At 62.9% G+C, this 18418-nt stretch carries 18 protein-coding genes; 9 read left to right on the top strand and 9 right to left on the bottom strand.

Annotated elements, in window-relative coordinates:
* Nucleotides 1-161: 161 nt before the first annotated feature.
* On the bottom strand, nucleotides 162-755 hold the full coding sequence (locus LB536_RS01665; protein ID WP_224589885.1) for a DJ-1/PfpI family protein: 594 nt from the start codon (nucleotides 753-755) through the stop codon (nucleotides 162-164).
* A 146-nt stretch (nucleotides 756-901) separates the two neighbouring features.
* Nucleotides 902-1603, bottom strand: a complete 702-nt coding sequence (locus LB536_RS01660; protein ID WP_140808135.1) for a GntR family transcriptional regulator — start codon at nucleotides 1601-1603, stop codon at nucleotides 902-904.
* 156 nt (nucleotides 1604-1759) lie between these two features.
* Here LB536_RS01660 and LB536_RS01655 point away from each other — a divergent pair, with 156 nt between their 5' ends.
* The 4 genes from LB536_RS01655 (at nucleotide 1760) to LB536_RS31030 (ending at nucleotide 5547) form a co-directional block, all read left to right on the top strand.
* Nucleotides 1760-2986, top strand: a complete 1227-nt coding sequence (locus LB536_RS01655) for an iron-containing alcohol dehydrogenase (RefSeq protein WP_224589884.1) — start codon at nucleotides 1760-1762, stop codon at nucleotides 2984-2986.
* Between the two features lie 17 nt (nucleotides 2987-3003).
* On the top strand, nucleotides 3004-4491 hold the full coding sequence (locus LB536_RS01650; protein WP_224589883.1) for an NAD-dependent succinate-semialdehyde dehydrogenase: 1488 nt from the start codon (nucleotides 3004-3006) through the stop codon (nucleotides 4489-4491).
* Nucleotides 4492-4500: 9 nt separating this feature from the next.
* Nucleotides 4501-5316 (top strand): alpha/beta hydrolase, encoded by an 816-nt coding sequence (locus LB536_RS01645; protein ID WP_224589882.1) that lies wholly within the window; start codon nucleotides 4501-4503, stop codon nucleotides 5314-5316.
* A gap of 96 nt (nucleotides 5317-5412) precedes the next feature.
* On the top strand, nucleotides 5413-5547 hold the full coding sequence (locus LB536_RS31030; protein ID WP_263488786.1) for a hypothetical protein: 135 nt from the start codon (nucleotides 5413-5415) through the stop codon (nucleotides 5545-5547).
* On the opposite strand, the gene LB536_RS01640 is transcribed toward LB536_RS31030, so the two are convergent.
* From LB536_RS01640 to LB536_RS01615, 6 genes are read right to left on the bottom strand one after another with little or no spacing between them, the layout of a single operon-like run.
* Nucleotides 5544-6053: a sarcosine oxidase subunit gamma family protein gene (locus tag LB536_RS01640; RefSeq protein ID WP_224589881.1), complete on the bottom strand. Its 510-nt coding sequence runs from the start codon at nucleotides 6051-6053 to the stop codon at nucleotides 5544-5546. The genes LB536_RS31030 and LB536_RS01640 overlap by 4 nt on opposite strands.
* Nucleotides 6046-8994 carry a sarcosine oxidase subunit alpha family protein gene (locus LB536_RS01635; RefSeq protein WP_224589880.1) on the bottom strand — a complete coding sequence of 983 codons (2949 nt, stop codon included), beginning with the start codon at nucleotides 8992-8994 and terminating at the stop codon, nucleotides 6046-6048. Before LB536_RS01635 ends, LB536_RS01640 begins: the two co-directional genes overlap by 8 nt.
* A complete protein-coding gene (locus tag LB536_RS01630) occupies nucleotides 8991-9257 on the bottom strand; it encodes a sarcosine oxidase subunit delta (RefSeq protein ID WP_140765173.1) in 267 nt (88 codons plus the stop codon). Before LB536_RS01630 ends, LB536_RS01635 begins: the two co-directional genes overlap by 4 nt.
* 14 nt (nucleotides 9258-9271) lie before the next feature.
* On the bottom strand, nucleotides 9272-10528 hold the full coding sequence (locus tag LB536_RS01625; protein WP_224589879.1) for a sarcosine oxidase subunit beta family protein: 1257 nt from the start codon (nucleotides 10526-10528) through the stop codon (nucleotides 9272-9274).
* A gap of 9 nt (nucleotides 10529-10537) precedes the next feature.
* The gene (locus LB536_RS01620) at nucleotides 10538-11686 is read right to left on the bottom strand and encodes a M24 family metallopeptidase (protein WP_224589878.1); all 1149 of its coding nucleotides are present in this window, start codon (nucleotides 11684-11686) and stop codon (nucleotides 10538-10540) included.
* A 35-nt stretch (nucleotides 11687-11721) separates the two neighbouring features.
* Nucleotides 11722-12903, bottom strand: a complete 1182-nt coding sequence (locus tag LB536_RS01615; protein WP_224589877.1) for a M24 family metallopeptidase — start codon at nucleotides 12901-12903, stop codon at nucleotides 11722-11724.
* A gap of 227 nt (nucleotides 12904-13130) precedes the next feature.
* On the opposite strand from LB536_RS01615, the gene ehuB reads away from it, so the two are divergent.
* Genes ehuB through LB536_RS01590 form a run of 5 tightly spaced genes read left to right on the top strand, consistent with a single transcriptional unit; the run spans nucleotide 13131 to nucleotide 16920 of the window.
* Nucleotides 13131-13994 (top strand): ectoine/hydroxyectoine ABC transporter substrate-binding protein EhuB, encoded by an 864-nt coding sequence (ehuB, locus tag LB536_RS01610; RefSeq protein ID WP_224589876.1) that lies wholly within the window; start codon nucleotides 13131-13133, stop codon nucleotides 13992-13994.
* 58 nt (nucleotides 13995-14052) lie between these two features.
* Nucleotides 14053-14781 carry an ectoine/hydroxyectoine ABC transporter permease subunit EhuC gene (ehuC, locus tag LB536_RS01605; protein WP_224589875.1) on the top strand — a complete coding sequence of 243 codons (729 nt, stop codon included), beginning with the start codon at nucleotides 14053-14055 and terminating at the stop codon, nucleotides 14779-14781.
* Nucleotides 14778-15437, top strand: a complete 660-nt coding sequence (ehuD, locus tag LB536_RS01600) for an ectoine/hydroxyectoine ABC transporter permease subunit EhuD (RefSeq protein WP_224589874.1) — start codon at nucleotides 14778-14780, stop codon at nucleotides 15435-15437. Before ehuC ends, ehuD begins: the two co-directional genes overlap by 4 nt.
* On the top strand, nucleotides 15434-16213 hold the full coding sequence (gene ehuA, locus LB536_RS01595) for an ectoine/hydroxyectoine ABC transporter ATP-binding protein EhuA (protein WP_318013393.1): 780 nt from the start codon (nucleotides 15434-15436) through the stop codon (nucleotides 16211-16213). Before ehuD ends, ehuA begins: the two co-directional genes overlap by 4 nt.
* Nucleotides 16210-16920, top strand: coding sequence for a GntR family transcriptional regulator (locus LB536_RS01590; protein WP_224589873.1), 711 nt, complete (start codon nucleotides 16210-16212; stop codon nucleotides 16918-16920). The genes ehuA and LB536_RS01590 overlap by 4 nt, the downstream gene beginning before the upstream one ends.
* Before the next feature lie 45 nt (nucleotides 16921-16965).
* On the opposite strand, the gene LB536_RS01585 is transcribed toward LB536_RS01590, so the two are convergent.
* Nucleotides 16966-18285, bottom strand: a complete 1320-nt coding sequence (locus LB536_RS01585; RefSeq protein WP_224589872.1) for an O-antigen ligase family protein — start codon at nucleotides 18283-18285, stop codon at nucleotides 16966-16968.
* Nucleotides 18286-18418 lie beyond the last annotated feature (133 nt).

The following is an 18418-nucleotide window of genomic DNA, read 5'->3' as shown; positions in this document are numbered from 1 at the left end:
CTTGATCACCTCAGGGTGAAAGCGGGCCGGCGCATCTCGCAATAGGCCGGTCTAATGCATGTCGCCTGGAAGTGTCCTCGGTTCCGGGATAACGACATGCATAAAATCAGAAGCTTACAGCAGGTCGGGCGAATTCTGTTCGCCACGACATGATGTAGCTATCAGCTATGCCGGATTTCAGTCCCGAGCACCTTGAGGCATTCGCGAATGAAGGCGGCTAGAGCGGTCCAGCCCTTTGCGGAAACCATGGTGCCATCGACATAGGCCTCCGTCGGCGAGAGGTCGACATAGGTTCCGCCTGCCAACGTCACTTCCGGTTCGCAAGCGGCGAGCGCGCCTACCTTCTTGCCGCGTACGACGCCGTCCACGGCAATCAGAATCTGGACCCCATGGCAGATGGTGAAAATCGGCTTCCGGGTATCGTGGAAGTGGCGCACCATGGCTTGCACCCGTTTGTCGGTGCGGATGTATTCCGGGCCGCGGCCGCCAGCGCAGTATACGGCGTGGTATTGATCGAGCTGCTTTTCCGCCTCCGAAAACGTCTTGTTGATCACCTGAAAATGGCCGAGCTTTTCGGTGTATGTCTGGTCGCCCTCGAAGTCGTGCAGGGAGGTCTTGATGAGGTCTCCGGCCTTCTTGTCCGGGCATACCACATGGACGGTGTGACCGACGGCTTCCATCGCCTGCTGGTAGACGAAGATCTCGTACTCCTCGGTGAACTCGCCGGTGAGCATCAATATTTTCTTGCCTGACATAGTCGGTTCCTCTGTCGTGTGAAAAAAGCTGGGCGAGTCATGCTGCGCCCCGCATTGGCTTTGTCGGTCCTCAGGATGGAGGGTCGGGGAAGTAGTGTTCCTCGGCGTTGTCGTTGGTGTTCAGCGGCGCGGACATCGGTTTCGCCTCAATCGAAGGCCGGCAGCAGGCGATCGCGCGAGTGCTCGATGTGGGCGCGCATTGCTTTGGCGGCGGCATCGGGATCGGCCGCGCCGAACGCGGCCAGGATCGCCTCATGTTCGTCCAGCGCCTCCTCGGTCACGCGGGAGTGGTACATCAGGCGGAATATGTGGAAGTGGGTGTGTTGATAACCCAGCGTCTCGCGAATGAGCTCGTTTTCGGCATATTCCATGATCTTGTCGTGGAAGATCGCGTCCTGCCTGGCGAAATTTGAATAGCGCAGGCGCTCGTCCTTGCCCTCGCGGCGCGACATCACGCCTGCTGCCTCCAGCAGTGTGCCGAGCTTGGCCTCGTCCATCGCGGCAGCGGCCTTCGCCGCGCCGTGCGGTTCGAGCAGGAGACGCATCTCGTACAATTCGTCGAAACGGCGCCGGGTGATCTGCGGTGCGGCGCGGTATCCGATCAGATGCGTCTTCAGAACCAGGCCTTCGCCTTCGAGACGCCCGAGCGCCTCGCGGATCGGCGTATGGGAAACATCGAACTCCTTGACCAGATTGTCGACGGTGATGCGTGAACCGGGTGCGATCTTCAGCGACATCAGCTGCGCGAAGATGGCTTCGTAGACGTCCTCGGCCAGGCTGCTCGCGCGCTGGATGCGACCCGCTCCCGTGGGTGCTTCACCATTATTGCTCAAAATGACGGGTTGCATTCTTTCGCCTCTCGACAGGGGAGACTGCTAACACGAGGGTTTGACCGATGCAATACGATATCCTATACGATTTTATCGGCACTGTTCAGTTCAGGATCTTCGGTGCGGATTTTGCAATGCGAGTTCCTCCGACACCCCTTGAGGATGCAGCCTGTCATGAGCCTTCTCACAGCCCTCCGGCTCCCGCGCGAAATTCTGTTCGGGGAGGGCCAACGCCAGGCACTGCCGGTCGTGGCCGGTCGCTACGGCCGACGCGCCCTGGTCTGCACAGACGAGCGTTTCGCCGGCACGGCCGTGTTCGCCGAAATCATGGCATCCTTGCAGGCAGCGTCGATCGACGTGCTGGTTCACGACGGCGTCCTCCCGGACGTGCCGCGCGACTCCGTGGCGGTCTGCGTCGAGGAAGCGCGGGGCTTTGGGCCCGACATGGTGATCGGGATCGGCGGCGGCAGCTGTCTCGATTTCGCCAAATGCGCAGCCTTGCTGATCAGCCATGGCGGCGAGCTCCAGGACTACTACGGCGAGTTCAAGGTTCCGGGATCGATGCTGCCGCTCATCGCCGTGCCGACCACTGCGGGCACAGGATCCGAGGTGACGCCCGTCGCGGTGATATCGGATCCGGATCGGACGCTCAAAGTCGGGATATCGAGCCCTCATCTCATTGCCGCCGTTGCCATATGCGACCCCGAACTGACAATGACCTGTCCGCCGGGCCTGACCGCGATCGCTGGCGCCGACGCGCTCACGCATGCGATCGAGGCCTTCACGGCCATGCGCCGGGACGGGGACTTCAGCCTGCCGCAGCGCCACGTCTTCATCGGCAAGACGCCGCTGACCGACCATTTCGCGCTGCTGGCCGTCAAACTGCTCGGCCGCAGCCTGGAGAAGGCGTGCACTGACGGCGGCGACGCAGAGGCGCGCGCCGACGTGATGATGGGAGCGCTGGCGGCGGGTTGCGCCTTCGGCACCGCCGGCACGGCGGCGGCGCACGCGGTGCAATACCCGGCCGGCGCGCTCACACATACGCCGCATGGGCTGGGGGTGGCGACGATGATGCCTTATGTCATGAGCTACAACAGCCGTGTGGCCGCGGCGGAGATCGCCGAGATAGGGATTGCTCTTGGCCTCGATCCGAACGGTCGTGGCGCTGACGAAATGGCGGGCGCGACCATCGAGGAGATCAGGCGCTTGTTTGCGGCGATCGGCATCACTCCGACGCTGGCCGGTCTGGGGCTTCCGGCTGACAAGCTCGGCTGGACCGCCGAGCAGGCGCTCGGCATCGATCGCCTGATCAAGAACAACCCGCGCCCATTCGACCTCGCCGCCATGCGCCGTCTTGTCCAGGCGGCCTATGACGGCGATCTCAACGCCTGCGCCATGTGAACGTCAGGAACAAGACGATGAACCTTCCCTACAATGCCTCCCAACTCGATCAGGATCTCTACGAGGTGCGGGGCTTTCCGCACCGGCTCTACATTGGCGGACAATGGCTGCCGTCTTCCGACGGCGGGCTCGTTGAGGTCACCGATCCATCCTCCGGCGCGGTGATCGCGGCAGTTCCCGATGCGACCTTGGAGGACGCCGCCGCCGCTGTCGAAGCAGCGGCCAAGGCCGCCAAGGGGTGGCGCGAGACCGCGCCGCGCAAGCGCTCGGAGATTCTCAGGCGCTGTTTCGAGCTGATGGTCGAGCGGTCGGAGACGCTCGCCATGCTGATCTCGCTGGAAAACGGCAAGGCCCTACGCGACGCGCGCGGCGAGGTGGCTTACGCAGCCGAATTCTTCCGCTGGAACGCCGAGGAAGCTGTTCGCATCACCGGCGAGTTCGGCACCGCTCCATCCGGAACCAACCGGATCGTGGTCGACTATCAGCCGATCGGCATCTGCGTCCTCATCACGCCGTGGAATTTCCCTGCCGCGATGGCGACGCGCAAGATCGCGCCAGCCCTCGCGGCGGGCTGCACGGTCATTCTGAAACCGGCCAGCGAGACGCCGCTGACCGCCTATTCACTCGCCGCGCTCTATAGCGAAGCCGGCGTACCGGACGGCGTCGTGAACGTGCTGACGACGTCGACACCCGGCCCTCTGACGTCGGCCATGCTGGCCGATCCCCGCGTCAGGAAGCTCTCCTTCACCGGCTCGACCGGGGTCGGCCGGGCCTTGCTCGCCGAGGCCGCCAAACATGTGATTTCCTGTTCCATGGAGCTTGGCGGCAACGCGCCCTTCATCGTTTTCGACGATGCCGATCTCGATGCGGCCCTCGACGGCGCCATGATCGCCAAAATGCGCAATGCCGGCGAAGCCTGTACTGCTGCCAACCGCATCTACGTCCAGTCCGGCATCCACGATGCGTTCGCCGACGGCCTTGCGCGGCGCATGGCTGCGCTCAAGATCGGCGCGGGGACCAAGGCAGAAACGGAATGTGGACCCATGATCACCAAAAAGGCGGTCGACAAGATCGACCGGCTGGTCAAGGACGCGGTCAGCCGGGGTGCCAAGGTGCTGTGCGGCGGCTCGGTGCTCGAAGGAGATGGCTTTTTCTATCCTCCGACGGTCCTGTCCGAAGTCTCGCCGGAGGCCGATATGGCACATGAGGAGATTTTTGGCCCGGTGGCGCCCATCACCCGCTTCGAGAGCGAGGCGCAAGCCATCCTCCACGCCAACGACACTGAATACGGCCTCGCCGCCTATCTCTACACCCGCGACGTGGCGCGCGGCATGCGGGTGGCCTCGGAAATTGAGGCCGGCATGATCGGCCTCAACCGCGGCCTGATGTCGGATCCCGCCGCGCCTTTCGGCGGAGTCAAGCAGAGTGGCCTCGGGCGGGAAGGGGGTCAGCATCACGGCATCGCCGAGTTCATGGAGGCCAAATACATCGCTGTAACTTTCTGAGCGGACATCATGTCGAAGGATCCTTTTCGCACGCGCGACCACGTTGCCGATTTCGATGACATCGTGGCCGATATCGTCGCCGGCAGCGCCGCAACGCGGGCAGCGCTGCCCATGCTGGCGGACATCGCCTATGGTCCGGACGGGGCCGAACGCCTCGACCTGTTCTTTCCGGAGGGGCCGCGTAAGGGCCTCCCGGTGCACATCTTCATCCATGGCGGCTACTGGCGCATGTTCACCAGAAGCGATTATTCCTACATTGCCGAAACGGTGACGAGTGCAGGAGCAATCGCGGTCGTGATCGACTATGCGCTGATGCCTGCCGTCAGGATGGCGACAATCGTCGACCAGGTCCGGCGCGCGAGGCAGTGGGTGCTGGATAATATCGCCAACCATGGCGGCGATGCCGGTCGGCTAAGCGTCAGTGGCCATTCCGCCGGGGCGCACCTGGCGACCTTCTTGTTCAACGGGGGTTCGGCACATCCCCCGTCGACGGCACTCCTGCTCGGCGGGCTCTACGATTTGCAGCCCCTTCAGCATTCTTTCCTGGAGCCTTTGATAGGCCTGACCGACACGGAAGTTGAGGCATTTTCGCCGATGAGCAAATCCCATTCGTCCCGGACAAAAGTCACGGTGTTGGTCGGCGAGCGGGAGACGGACCCTTTTCACCAGCAGGCCAGGCTGTTTGCCGACCGCCTGACGGGGCAGGGCCTAAGTGTGTCGAAAGGCGTGCTCCAGGCGCGCAACCACATGGACAGCGTACGTGATTTGGGGCTGCGCGGGACAGCCGCGGGCGACTGGCTTCGCCACGTCATCGTGGCCGGATAAATTCGACCCGCGTCGGGTCACGCTGCCGCTGCCCGCCTGAAAGTTCACGCGGTTTGCGCTTGAACAGGTGGGTTATGTCGGGCACTCGCGCCCCTTGTGGCACGTTTTGTGCCCGAAGAGATGCTGCCCGGCACGCAATATGACAGCGACGAAGACCTTACCCGCAAGGCCGGCAATATCGGTACGGCGATCTTCCATCCCGTCGAGCAGACCATAGGTCAGGACAGCTAACCGGCGTTGTCCACTATCCAGTCGGCAAGGCTCCGCGCAAAGCTTCGCGGCACAATCATGTCGCAGCCGGTCTCGGTGGTGCGCAATACCAGCACCGGCACGTGATGAAAGGCCGTTTGGAACGCGCGGCCTGACGCTGAGGCTGGCGAGCGCCAGTCGACGGCTATGCATTTGGAGAGAGCTTCCAGGACGCGCGCCCCGCTCAACCTGAAGCGTACGCGTCCCTCGTCGAGAGCAACCGAACAGCCCAATCCGGGATCGACTGTCAGGGGGGATGGTTTTGCACCTGCCTCTTTCAGCAGCCAGAGACGGCGGGGAGAGATCCGGACGGTGAGGGTGTCGGCATTGCGGGCCGTTTCGCCGACCGAGATGGGTAGGGCGGTACCCAGCATCTGTGAAACGGTCATTTCGAACCGGGTCAGCATCCCGTCCCAACTCTCGATCTGAACGATCGGGCAATCAGCCATCGACAGGTTGAAATCTTTCAATGCCAAAACCTCAACCATGCAGCCGTTCTCCCTTCGGATCCAGAAAGACGGGCGAGACGATGCGCGCGCGAACGGTTTCGGCCTTCATGGGATAGGCGGCGAGGACTTCGCGTCCCTCGACCGCTGCGTCGCCCGCAAGCAGCGCCAGGCCGACATAGCGGCCAAGTTCCGGACTGAAGGTCACCGAAGTTATCCGGCCGCGCCCATGCCCCGCAATGGTGTCGTCGGGCATGAACAATATCGCGCCGCCGCGCAGGCGCTTGCCGTCCTCGATGCATTCCAGCCCGACAAGGCGCTGGCGGTCAGGCGCCCCAAACGCCGTGCGGCGACGCAGGACGTCGCCGACGAATCCCGCACGTTTGCCGACCATACGGCCAAGGCCGAGATCGTCGAGCGTGGTGCGGCCGTCGATCTCTGGTCCGGCGACGTGGCCTTTCTCGACGCGCAGCGCGCCGAGCGCCTCGACCCCATAGGGTTTGAGGCCGAGCGGCGCGCCGGCTTCCAGCAGGCGGCCCCAGACCTGTTCGCCGACGCTGGCGCCGACATAGATTTCGTAGGCGCGTTCGCCGGAATAGCTGAGGCGGATGATGCGCAACGCCCGTCCTTCGAACTCCGCTTCGATGAAACCCATATGTGGCAGCGCGTCGTTCGAGATGTCGAGCTTCGGAAAGGCAGCGGCGAGGATATCGCGGCTCCTCGGTCCGGCGACCGACATCGCCGCCCATTCATCGCTGACGGAGGTGACCGCGACCCGCAGGTCCGGCCAGGCGGTATCGAGCAGGAATTCCAGCCGCGACAGCACATCGGCCGCCTTCGCGGTCGAGGTGGTCATGAAGAAGCGGGTTTCCGACAACCGCGTGGTGGTGCCGTCATCGAAGACGATGCCATCGTCGCGCAGCATGACGCCGTAGCGGGCGCGGCCGACCGGCAGCTTGGCGAAGCCGTTGGCGTAGAGCCGGTCGAGGAAAATGGCCGCGTCCGGCCCTTGCACGTCGATCTTGCCGAGGGTGGAGATGTCCATCAGCCCTGCGGCTTCGCGCACGATGCGCATCTCTGCGACATAGGCTTCGTTCACGTCGCGACCGGCGCTGCGGTAGAAATACGGACGCATCCACAGCCCGACTTCGAGCATCTCGGCATCGTTGGCTAGGTGCCAGTCATGCATCGGCGTACGGCGAAACGGCTTGAAATGGTGGCCGACGGCGCGACCGGAGAGAGCGCCGATAGCAACAGGCGCATAGGGCGGACGGAAGGTCGTGGTCCCGGTTTGCGGGATGGTCGCCTGGCGCAACACCGCCATGGTCGAAAGTGCGGCAAAATTGCTGGTCTTGCCCTGGTCTGTGCCCATGCCGAGCGTGGTGTAGCGCTTCAGGTGCTCGACCGATTCATAGCCCTCGCGATGCGCCAGTTCGATGTCCTTGGCGGTCACATCCATCTGGAAATCGACGAAGGCCTCTCCACCTCCGGAGAAGGGGATCGCGCGGAACGCGTTGGCAGCGGTTTCACCGAGATCGAGCCTAACCGGGGCCGCCGGCGCCGCCGATTTTCCGCACAAGACTGCCGCTTCGATGCCGGCGCGGTGGCCAGCCTCGATAGCATTGGCGGTCGAGAAGCGGCCCATTATCGAGCCGGCGCCAAAATGCCCTACCGGAAAGCTGCCGGGGATGAAGCAGTCCATGTCGTCGCGATAAGCGGGTTTGACGCCGAGATGCGCGGTGAGGTGCACAGTCGGAGACCAGCCGCCTGACACGCAGACTATGTCGCAGGCTACTTCCGAATTGCCGCCCGGCCCGGCGAGCTTTGCTGCCTTCACTGCATGGCCGCCACGCAGATCGACGATTGGTGTTCCGGATCGGATCGAAATGTTCAGACGCTTGGCTTCCGCGGCCAGAGCGGCGGGCGGGTCGCCGCGCTGGTCCGCGACCGTCACGTCCGCACCGGCGGCGGCAAGATCGAAGGCGGCGCGATAGGCGCCGTCATTGGTGGTAGCGACCAGGATCCGTCTCCCCGACAGAACGGCGAAGCGGTTTAGGTAGGTCCGGGCGGCGGATGCCAACATGACACCGGGCCGGTCATTGTTGGCGAACACCAGCGGGCGCTCGATGGCACCGGTCGCAAAGACGATGGAGCGCGCGCGAAGAATGGTGAACACCTGCCGCGCAGCGTCTTCCGCGACCGGATCATCGTTTCGTTCGATCAACCCCAGGGTGTTGCCGTCGTAGGTGCCGAACGCCATCGTCTTGCGCAGCACGGTGACGTTGGGCAGTCCTGCCAGTTCGGTCTCGATCGCCTTCAGCCAGGCTGCCGCCTCGTCTTCGGAACGCTCCGACAGAAGCTGACCGCCGAGCAAGAAGTCCTGCTCGACCAGCGCAACGCTTGCGCCGGCCATTGCTGCGGCGCGCGCCGCCGAGAGGCCGGCAGCGCCGCCGCCGACGATCGCCACGTCGGCAAATAAGTGACGCACCTCGTAACGGTCCGGGTCCGGCTCGGTGCCGGCTCGGCCCAGTCCTGCCGCCCGGCGGATGAAATGCTCATAGAACATCCAGGCGCGCCGCGTCGGCCCCATGAAGGTCTTGTAGTAGAAGCCGGCGGAGAGGAACGGCGCAAACAGCCCGTTGATGCTCTGCAGGTCGAAGCCGAGCGAGGGCCAGCGGTTCTGGCTTTCAACAGCCATGCCTTCCGCTAGTTCGAGCGTGGTGGCCGGCAGGTTCGGTTCGCGTCGTCCACCAGCACCCAGCGTGACCAGCGCATTCGGTTCTTCGGGTCCGGCCGAGAAGATACCGCGCGGCCGGTGATATTTGAAACTGCGTCCTGTGAGTGTGACGCCGTTGGCCAGCAGCGCCGATGCCAATGTGTCGCCTCGGTAGCCGTTCAGCGTGCGGCCGTCGAAGCTGAAGTCGATCGGCTGCGTGCGATCGATGCGCCCGCCGGCCGGCAAACGTTTCCGGTTCTCGTTCATGCGGGCATTTTCCTGGCGAAGCCGACCGATGCGATGGCGTGATTTCTGGTGTCGCGCTCGACGACCAGCCATTGTCGGCAGCCGGTGACGTGCTGCCAGAATTCGCGATGCAGCCCCGCCGGGTTCTTCCGTACATAGACATGGCGATACCAGGCTTCCGGATCGGGATCATCATGGGCCGGACGCGCCGCGGAAGCGTCGCCGCCATAGCGGAACTCGTCATGGTCACGCGGGCCACAGCACGGACATTCGATGCGAAGCATTGTTTCGCCCCCCTCTATTGCAGCCAGGCCGAGGGACCGGCGCCGGCCTCGTCGAGCGTGCGGCCGGTACGAAAACGATCGAGCCCATAGGCCGCGATCAGTGGATGCGGTTTGCCGGTCGCCAGCATGTGCGCAAAGCACCAGCCGGAGGCCGGCGTCGCCTTGAAGCCGCCATAACACCAGCCGCCATTGAGATAGAGTCCGTCGATCGGCGTCGGGCAGATGATCGGGCTGGCGTCGGGCGTCATGTCCATGACGCCGCCCCAATGGCGCAGCAGCCGGACGCGCGAGATGCACGGCATCAGTGCGATCGCGGCCTCCGCCACTTCGCGCACGACGCCGAGATTGCCGCGCTGGGCGTAGGAATTGTAACCGTCGAGATTGCCGCCGAAGACAAGCCCACCCTTGTCGGACTGACTGACATAGAAATGATCGGCGCCATAGGCGACGACATGGTCGACCAGCGGCTTCAGGGGCTCGGTGACGAATGCTTGCAGCACGTGGCTTTCGATCGGCAGTTCCAGGCCTGCCTTCTGTCCGAGCACGGAGGTATGGCCGGCAACGGCGAGGCCGATTTTGCCGGCGCCGATCCAGCCCTTGCTCGTTTCGACGCCGACGATCCTTTCGCCGTCACGGACGAAACCGGTCACCTCGCAGTTCTGGATGATGTCGACGCCATGGCCGTCGGCGGCACGCGCATAGCCCCAGGCAACGGCATCGTGGCGGGCGGTGCCGGCACGGCCCTGCAGGATCGCGCCATATATCGGAAATCGCGCCGTGTCGGAGAAATCCAGATAGGGTACCAGCCGTCGCACCGCGTCGCGGTCGAGTATGTCGGCATCGATGCCGTTCAGCCGCATGACGTTGGCACGATGGCTGAAAGCGTCGAGTTGATCCGCCGAATGGGCGGTGACGATCTGGCCGCGCTGCGAAAACATGACGTTGAAATTCAGCGCCTGCGACAAGCCCTCCCACAGCTTGACCGAGAATTCGTAGAACTGGGTGTTGCCGTCGAGCAGATAATTGGAGCGGATCACCGTGGTGTTGCGGCCGACATTGCCGCCGCCGACATAGCCCTTCTCCAGCACGGCGACATTGCGGATGCCGTGGTTCTCGGCGAGATAGAAAGCCGTGGCCAGCCCATGTCCGCCACCGCCGACAATGATCACGTCATAAGCCGGCTTCGGCTCTGCAGCACGCCACGCGCGCTGCCAGTTCTTCTGGCCGGACAAGCCGTTGCGAAAAATCGAGAACGCCGAATAGCGTGCCATGCTGATGATCTAGCGAACGATTGAGCCAGCCGGGGTGCGCGTCAGCACTTCGGCGCCCGCATCGGTCAGCAGCACGGTGTTTGAGATGAAATGGTCGCCGCGGCCGGTGCCCATCAACCAGGACAGGATATGGAAACTCATTCCCATTTCGATCTCGAGATCGGAATCGTGCCTCAGCCCGGTCACGGAATTGCCGCCGGTCCAGGATGGGGGCTGGCCGATGCCGACCAGATAGCCGCAATGATGGCGGCGATAGTGCGAAAGACCGGCCTCATCGGCGACGCCCTGCCAGGCAGCATAGACGTCGCGCGCCCTCACACCGGGCTCGAGCGCCTTGACGACGGCGTCGAATGCCTTGGCTGCGACCTCGGCCATCGCCGCGTCTTCGTCCTTGATGCTGCCGATACGGACCAGCCGGCCGAGTGGCGCGTGATAGCGCGAGACGCAGCCGGAGAGTTCGACAAACACGGGCTCGCGCGTGCGATAGAGCCCGTCGCCCCAGGTCGTATGCTCTTCGCCAAGCCTGGCGGCGGGACGGATGAACGGGCCGAAGCCGGGCACATGGCCGCCGGCGCGGATCATCGCCGCCACACATTGGGCGGCGACCTCCTGCTCGGCGGCACCGTCGGAAATCGCCGCGATCGCGGCACCTGCCGCGGCGTCCGTGACCTTGGCGGCGCGACGCATCAGCACCTGTTCCTCGGCACTCTTCACAAGCCGTATCCTGTCGACCAGCCCGGAAACGTCGCTCCACTTGGCATTGGCCTGCGCCTCGAGTTTCAAGGCGAGGCCATGGCTCAGCCCGGAGGTCCAGTTTTCGAGCCCGATCCGCTTCCCGGTCAGGCCAAGCTCGGAAATGACGCGCGCGGCGAGATCGGCCGCCGTCTCGCTGTCGGAATGGCCGCGGAATTCCGCCGCCTTCACCTGGTTTTCGATCGTCACTTTTTCCATCGACCGGGTGACCAGAACCGGCTGACGGTCGAGTGGGACGATCAGGAGGTGCGGCGCGAAATACCCCCAATGGTCGAGCCCGGTGAGATAGAAGACATTTTCCGGCGAGGCAAAGACGGCGGCGTCGAGCCCGCGCCCGGCCAGCGCCGTGCGAACTTTCGACAGGCGGCCGGCGATTTCTGCTTCGGAAAAAGGATTTCGGTCCATTTTGTATCCTTGGATTGCCGGCTTTGGTGTCGGGTTCAGTCGATGGTGATGAGGTCGCGGGTCACGTCGCAAAGTCGCTCGCCGCCGCCTTCGGCAACGACGAAGGATTCGGAGATGGCGACGCCGAAATCTTCGAGCCAGACGCTGGCCATGAAGTGGAAGCACATGCCGGGCCGCAACTCGGTCCTGTCGCCGGGCCTCAGGCTCGCAGTGCGTTCGCCCCAATCCGGCGGATAAGCGAGGCCGACGGGATAGCCGACGCGACTTTCCTTCTTCAGCCCATTTCTGCGCAGCACCGCCTGCCAGGCGGCTTCGACCTGTTCGGCGGTGTTGCCGGGCCGTGCCAGTTCGAGGCCGGCATCGACGCCTTCGACGATCACCTTGGCCATATCGGAGAGGGCGGTCGGCGGCTTGCCGAAATGGACCGTCCGGGTTAGTGCCGCATGGTAGCGCCGTCGCACGCCGGCGATTTCGACGATTGCCAACCCAGTGTCGGGAAGTGGCGCGTCCGACCAGGTCAGGTGTGGTGTGCTGGTGCCTTCGCCCACCGGCATCAGCGGGCAGATTGCGGCGTAGTCGCCGCCAGCGCCCGGCACGCCCAAGATCTGGGCATGATAGATCTCGGCAATCACGTGGTTCTGCGGCACGCCCGGCCGCATCTTTTCGACAGCGCGGTTCATGGCATTGCTGCAGATCGCGCCGGCTTCGCGGATCAGCGCCAGCTCGGCATCCGATTTCACCAGCCGGGCCCAGTTGACGAGGTCGTGGTTGTTGCTGAAACGCGCCGCGGGCAGGCCGGCTACGAGATGGGCATGGCAGCGCGCCGTGTAGTAGTGCGCGTCCATCTCGACGCCGATGCGCGCCCGTTCCCAACCGCGTGCCCGGATCAGACCGGCGAGCTCGTCATAGGGATGCTCGACGGGCTGCTGCACCAGCCGCTCCGAGAACGGGACGATGTTTTGTTCGGGCAAGCCGGTGGTCATGCGGGCGCTTCTGGCGTCCTGCGCCCGGCCGAACCAGATCGGCTTGTCCTCTTCCAGATGGACGAGCACGCATTGCGGCACATAGAAGGACCAACCGTCATAGCCTGTCAGCCAGCACATGTTCGCCGGATCCTGGCAGATGATGAGATCGAAGCCGGCCTTCTCCATGCGCTGCTTCACGCCGGTCAGGCGCTGCACATATTCCGTCTTCGTAAAGCTGCCTGAGCCGCTCAAACTCGTTCCCCTGACCGCCACGTCAACCCGACAAGCATGGGTAATTGTGCACAACTATCAGCCCATCTCGGCTGAACGTGCGATCATAATCATCTATTTCCAGGATTCGTACAGCGCGTCTTGCGATATGTCCAGATGAGTTGTATACGTCTTGCATACTCGCTGCGACGGAGGAGAAACGTCGTCCGGGCAAGACAATCGTCAAAAAGAAAAGGGGATGCATGCTCATGTCACAGATATCTCGTCGAACGGCCATGAAGGCGGCTGCTTGCCTTGCACTTGTCGCGACCGCGTTCACGGCGCTGCCGGCCCAGGCCGAAACGACCCTCGAACGCGCCAAGAAGGACGGTTATATCCGTGTCGGCTTCGCCAACGAGGCGCCGTTCGGTTTTGCGACGCCTGACGGCAAGCTGACCGGCGAAGCGCCAGAAGTCGCCAAAGCGGTGCTTGCCAAGATGGGCATCCCGCAGGTCGACGGCGTGCTGACCGAATTCGGCTCGCTCATCCCCGGTCTCAAAGCCGGACGCTTCGACATCATCGCGGCCGGCATGTTCATCAATCCGAAGCGCTGCGCCGAGATCAATTTCTCCGAACCATCTTATGGCATCGGCCAGGCCATGCTGGTGGCGAAGGGCAATCCAAAAGGCATAAAGGATTATTCGAGCATCAAGGACAATCCAGACCTCAAGCTCGCCGTGATGGCGGGTGCCGTCGAGGGCGGCTACGCCAAGGATGCCGGTGTCGCCCCGGGGCAAATCGTCGCCTTGCCAGATCAATCCAGTCTCGTCGCCGCCGTCCAGGCCGGTCGCGCCGATGCGGCCGCGCTTACCGCGCTGTCCATCGCCGACATGGCCAAGAAGGCCGATGGCGTCGAATCGACAAAGCCCTTCGGCGAAGTCGCCGGCAAGTCGGTGAAGGGCCATGGCGGCTTCGGCTTCCGCAAGGAAGACACCGATCTGCAGAAAGCGTTCAACGCCGAACTGAAGAAATTCCTCGGGTCACCCGAGCACATCGCCCTGGTCGAGCCGCTCGGCTTCGGCAAGGACTATCTGCCGAACAAGACGACTGCACAGCTCTGCAAGGGCGAATAAAGTTCCCAACTGCTGGGCGGCGTGAACGCGCCGCCCTCTTTTTTCTTCGGAGAAGCAGATGGGAATCCGCACACTTGTTGCCATGCTGGTCGTCTCGCTCGCCGTCATCGGCGTGCTGGCGACACAGGCAACATACAGCCTGTTCCTGCCGGGACTGCTGCAGGGCGCTGTCCTGACAATCGAGATCGCCGTTCTTGGCAGCCTGCTGGCGGTTATCATGGGCGTGCTCGCCGCGTTGGCGCGCATGTACGGCCCCGCGCCGCTTAGATGGCTGGCGACGGCCTATGTCGAGATCTTTCGCGGAACCTCGGCACTGGTGCAGCTGTTCTGGCTGTTTTTCGTGCTGCCGCAATTCGGCGTCACGCTCGACGCGTTTCTCGTTGCCGTGCTGGCGCTCGGCCTGAATGTCGGGGCCTACGGATCCGAATGCGTGCGCGGCGCCATCCAGTCGGTCGCGCGCGGTCAGTGGGAAGCGGGAACGGCGCTCAACATGAGCCGAGGGCAGATGCTGCGCCGGATCATCCTGCCGCAGGCCTTCATCGCCATGATCCCACCCTGGGGCAATTTGTTCATCGAACTGCTGAAGTCGACCGCGCTGGTGTCGCTGATCACCCTGTCGGACCTCGCCTTCAAGGCGCAGCAGATGAACCAGAATACATTCAAGACCATTCCGATCTTCACGCTGGTGCTGCTGATGTATCTCGCCATGTCGCTCACCGTCTCCATCGGCATGCGGCTTCTCGAAAAGCGGGCCTCGATCGGCCTCGCCAGGGGGAAGGCGACATGATCTGGGATTGGGGTTTTACACTCGAGATCCTACCGGTGCTGGCGCACGCCGCAATCATCTCCATCGAGGCGACACTGCTCGGTTTCGCCATCGCCGCTTCGCTCGGTCTGGTCTTGGCCGTGGCCCGCATCGCCGTGCCACGGACGGGCTGGACGATTTCGGTGCTGGTCGAGCTGATCCGCTCGACGCCGCTGCTCATCCAGATATTCTTTCTCTATTTCGTCTTTCCGAAATTCGGCATCGTGCTCGACGCCTTCACCGCTGGCGTTCTCGCCATAGGCATCCACTACGCCGCCTACTGCTCCGAGGTCTATCGCGCCGGCTTCGACAACATCCATCGCGGCCAATGGGAAGCCTCGATCGCTCTCAATCTCTCGTCTTGGACGACCTTTCGCGACATCATCATCCCGCAGGCCATTCCGCCGATCGTGCCGGCGCTCGGCAACTATCTCGTCGCGCTGTTCAAGGAGACGCCGCTGCTTTCGGCTATCGCCGTGCTGGAACTCATGCAGACGGCCAAGATCATCGGCTCCGAGACATTTCGTTACACCGAACCGATCACGCTGGTCGGCTTGTTCTTCCTCGCGATGAGCCTGGTTTCGGCCGCGCTTATTCGTGCCCTTGAACGCCTGCTCAACCGGAGGAACGCGCGATGACGGAACAACCGATGGTCCGCTTCGACAATGTTTCCAAACGCTACGGCGCGTTGACCGTCCTCGACGGCCTGAACCTCGAAATCGCGCGCGGCGAGAAGGTCTCCGTCATCGGTCCGTCCGGTTCCGGCAAGACCACCGTGCTGCGCATGCTGATGACGCTGGAGACGATCAATGACGGCGTCATTTGGGTCGAAGGCGAGCCGCTGACGCATATGAAGAAAAACGGCGCGCTGGTTCCCGCCGACCTTGCCCACATTCGCCGCATCAGGGCGAAGATCGGCATGGTGTTCCAGTCCTTCAATCTGTTCCCGCACATGACCGCGATGGCCAATTGCATCGAGGCGCCGATAACCGTCCTTGGCATGAAAAGGCCGGATGCCGAGGCGCGGGCGGCCGAGCTTCTCGACATGGTCGGGTTGTCTCAGAAAAAGGATCACTATCCTTCCCAGCTTTCCGGCGGCCAGCAACAGCGCGTCGCCATCGCCAGGGCGTTGGCGATGCGGCCCAAGATAATGCTGTTCGACGAGGTGACCTCCGCGCTCGACCCGGAACTTGTCGGCGAAGTGCTGCAGGTGATAAGGCAGATCGGCCGCGAGCATGATTTGACGATGCTCATGGTCACCCACCAGATGGGCTTCGCCAAGGAATTTTCCGATCGCGTCTGCTTCTTCTACCAGGGCAAGATATGCGAGCAGGGACCGCCAAGCGAGCTGTTCGGTGCCCCTAAGAACGAGCGGACGCGGCAGTTCCTGCACGCTGTCCTGGAGGCTGGATGACGCTGGAGACGGATGCCTCGGTCACCACGGCGATCGCAGAGGCGCCACGACCGCTTTCGGCACGGGAACGGTTCGAGCGCATCTACCGGATCCTGCGTGACCGCATCTGCCTGCTCGACTACCCGCCGGGAAGCCGCCTCTCCGAGGAAGAACTCGCCCAGGAATTCGAGATCAGCCGCACGCCGGTCCGCCGCGTGCTGGCGCGCCTTGAATCCGAAGGTCTGGTTCAATCCGTCCACGGCGTCGGCACCATAGTCACCGATGTCGATATCGAGGAACTGCAGCAGGTCTATCACCTGCGCCTGGAATTGGCGCTTCTGGTCGGCAAGCTTTCGCCGATCCCCCGAACAGCGGCCGACCTGGATCGGATCCGGGCGCTCATTGCGCGCTGTGATTCCGATATGCTCAATCCAGATCAGCGCGCTTTCCTGCAGCTGAACATGGACTTCTTCTCGGAACTGACCGCCATGACCGGGAACCAGCCGCTGCGCGAGATCAGTGAGAGATTATATTTCCAGGTGGCGCGTGTCGTCCTGAAGATGATGCCGCAACTGGGTTTGGTGGAGGAGTTCACGGCCTTCCGGCGTGAAATGGAGGAAGTTCTGGCTGCGGCAGAGATCGGCGACTGGGAGTCGATCGGGCATATAAGGCGCGCCCATATCTCGATGAGCTTTCGGCGCATGATCCGGCATGCTGGCCGAAGTTGAGACAGCGCCCACTCTTGCTGGAATGTGCCAGCCGTCACGAACGTTTCACGCGGAACCGGCTCCCCGAATATCCGAGACGGTACTGCCGATCGAGGTTATGTCGGCCGACTCTCCTTTGATCGGCGAAACTGTTCGTCCGCAAGCCAGGTATGTTCCTGAAACCAGGAAGATCATCAGCGTCGAATCCAGAATATCGTGGCCGACAAGGATGCCTGTCAGCCCACCAACAAGGTATACTATGACGGCGACCACTATCATGGTCGCCCCGAACCGCTCTAACGGATCGGCACTGAAGCGAAGGACCTTCGTCGCGTTCCAGATCGCGATGATGAAGATCGCCGCCAATGATAACGCGCCCACAAGTCCAGCCTGAACCAAGGCTGTCAGAAAGCCGTTGTGAAAATGGTTGAAACCCTGACTCACCCCAAATTGCTTTTTGAAACCCTGCTGTGAAATCGCCCGGCTGGCGGACATGCCGTGGCCGAAAAATGGTGCTTCGCGAAATGCATCGATCCCAATGTCCCAGAGCCCAACCCTTAGTCCGAGCGGAGTGGAATGGTCACCTTTGGTGGCGAGAGCTTTCCAGTCATCGAACAGGAAATGAGTGCGATCCACGATGATTGGAGACGTGATTGCCGCGGTGAGCAGGCAGCAAGCGCTCGCAATCACCAGCACCCGTCGCATATTCGATCGCGTGAGTCTCTGGCGATTGATCACGAGGATGGCGGCAATGGCGATCAGCAAGGCCACCCAGATCATGCGGGAGCCAGAATAGACGGTCGCCACGGCGCCGGCGAGTATGGCGACGGTGAGTGTCTTCCAGGCTTTCTCTATTCCCGACACGGCGCCCGCGAGGCACATCATCACGGCGAGGCAGGTGACCGTCGCGAACACGATCGGATTTCCAGCCCCTCCTTCGGCTCTCAGCATCCCGATCCAATAATATTGGACGATGGTTAGCGCCAGCGCTCCGACACACGCTGCCGCGCTGGCCAGCACAGCAATGTGTACAAGCGTCGCCTTGTCGGTGATGCTCCAGGTCGAATAAGAGATCGGGAACACCAGCAAGGTGATCAGCGGCAGGAAGTGCGTGACATCGGCCCGCAGGGTGCCGTTGACGATCGACGCCAGGACCATCGCCGCGCAATAGGCATAAAGCGCAAGGGTCATGGCAAACATCGGCCGGTCGATGTTCAAGCGGCGTCGCTTGGCGACCAGCAACACCACCGACCAGAGCGCTCCGCCATGAAATACGAAGCTCACCACCGACCCGAGCACCGGTGGCGAAAAGAAGCAGATGATCGAAAACCAACGGTTGACCTGTTCTGCCGTTAGGTGGCGCCGCAGCGATGTAAACGCGTCCAATGCCCTTGCTTCGCAATCTTCCGGATCGCGTGCGAATCGTTCGAACGATCCTTGCTCACCGTGCTTCGCCCCAGTGCTCGAATCCGTATAGCTGCTTGCTTCCGTATCTGATAGTGCGGAACCGTCTCGCTTT

This window comes from Mesorhizobium sp. ES1-3, from assembly GCF_020164795.1.
GTDB lineage: Bacteria > Pseudomonadota > Alphaproteobacteria > Rhizobiales > Rhizobiaceae > Mesorhizobium.
This window is presented reverse-complemented; position numbering and strand designations above follow the sequence as displayed.

Coding starts and splice junctions, on each gene's coding strand:
- LB536_RS01665 (WP_224589885.1), bottom strand. CDS start 755: ATGTCAGGCAAGAAAATATTGATGCTCACCGGCGAGTTCACCGAGGAG.
- LB536_RS01660 (WP_140808135.1), bottom strand. CDS start 1,603: ATGCAACCCGTCATTTTGAGCAATAATGGTGAAGCACCCACGGGAGCG.
- LB536_RS01655 (WP_224589884.1), top strand. CDS start 1,760: ATGAGCCTTCTCACAGCCCTCCGGCTCCCGCGCGAAATTCTGTTCGGG.
- LB536_RS01650 (WP_224589883.1), top strand. CDS start 3,004: ATGAACCTTCCCTACAATGCCTCCCAACTCGATCAGGATCTCTACGAG.
- LB536_RS01645 (WP_224589882.1), top strand. CDS start 4,501: ATGTCGAAGGATCCTTTTCGCACGCGCGACCACGTTGCCGATTTCGAT.
- LB536_RS01640 (WP_224589881.1), bottom strand. CDS start 6,053: ATGGTTGAGGTTTTGGCATTGAAAGATTTCAACCTGTCGATGGCTGAT.
- LB536_RS01635 (WP_224589880.1), bottom strand. CDS start 8,994: ATGAACGAGAACCGGAAACGTTTGCCGGCCGGCGGGCGCATCGATCGC.
- LB536_RS01630 (WP_140765173.1), bottom strand. CDS start 9,257: ATGCTTCGCATCGAATGTCCGTGCTGTGGCCCGCGTGACCATGACGAG.
- LB536_RS01625 (WP_224589879.1), bottom strand. CDS start 10,528: ATGGCACGCTATTCGGCGTTCTCGATTTTTCGCAACGGCTTGTCCGGC.
- LB536_RS01620 (WP_224589878.1), bottom strand. CDS start 11,686: ATGGACCGAAATCCTTTTTCCGAAGCAGAAATCGCCGGCCGCCTGTCG.
- ehuB (WP_224589876.1), top strand. CDS start 13,131: ATGTCACAGATATCTCGTCGAACGGCCATGAAGGCGGCTGCTTGCCTT.
- ehuC (WP_224589875.1), top strand. CDS start 14,053: ATGGGAATCCGCACACTTGTTGCCATGCTGGTCGTCTCGCTCGCCGTC.
- ehuD (WP_224589874.1), top strand. CDS start 14,778: ATGATCTGGGATTGGGGTTTTACACTCGAGATCCTACCGGTGCTGGCG.
- ehuA (WP_318013393.1), top strand. CDS start 15,434: ATGACGGAACAACCGATGGTCCGCTTCGACAATGTTTCCAAACGCTAC.
- LB536_RS01590 (WP_224589873.1), top strand. CDS start 16,210: ATGACGCTGGAGACGGATGCCTCGGTCACCACGGCGATCGCAGAGGCG.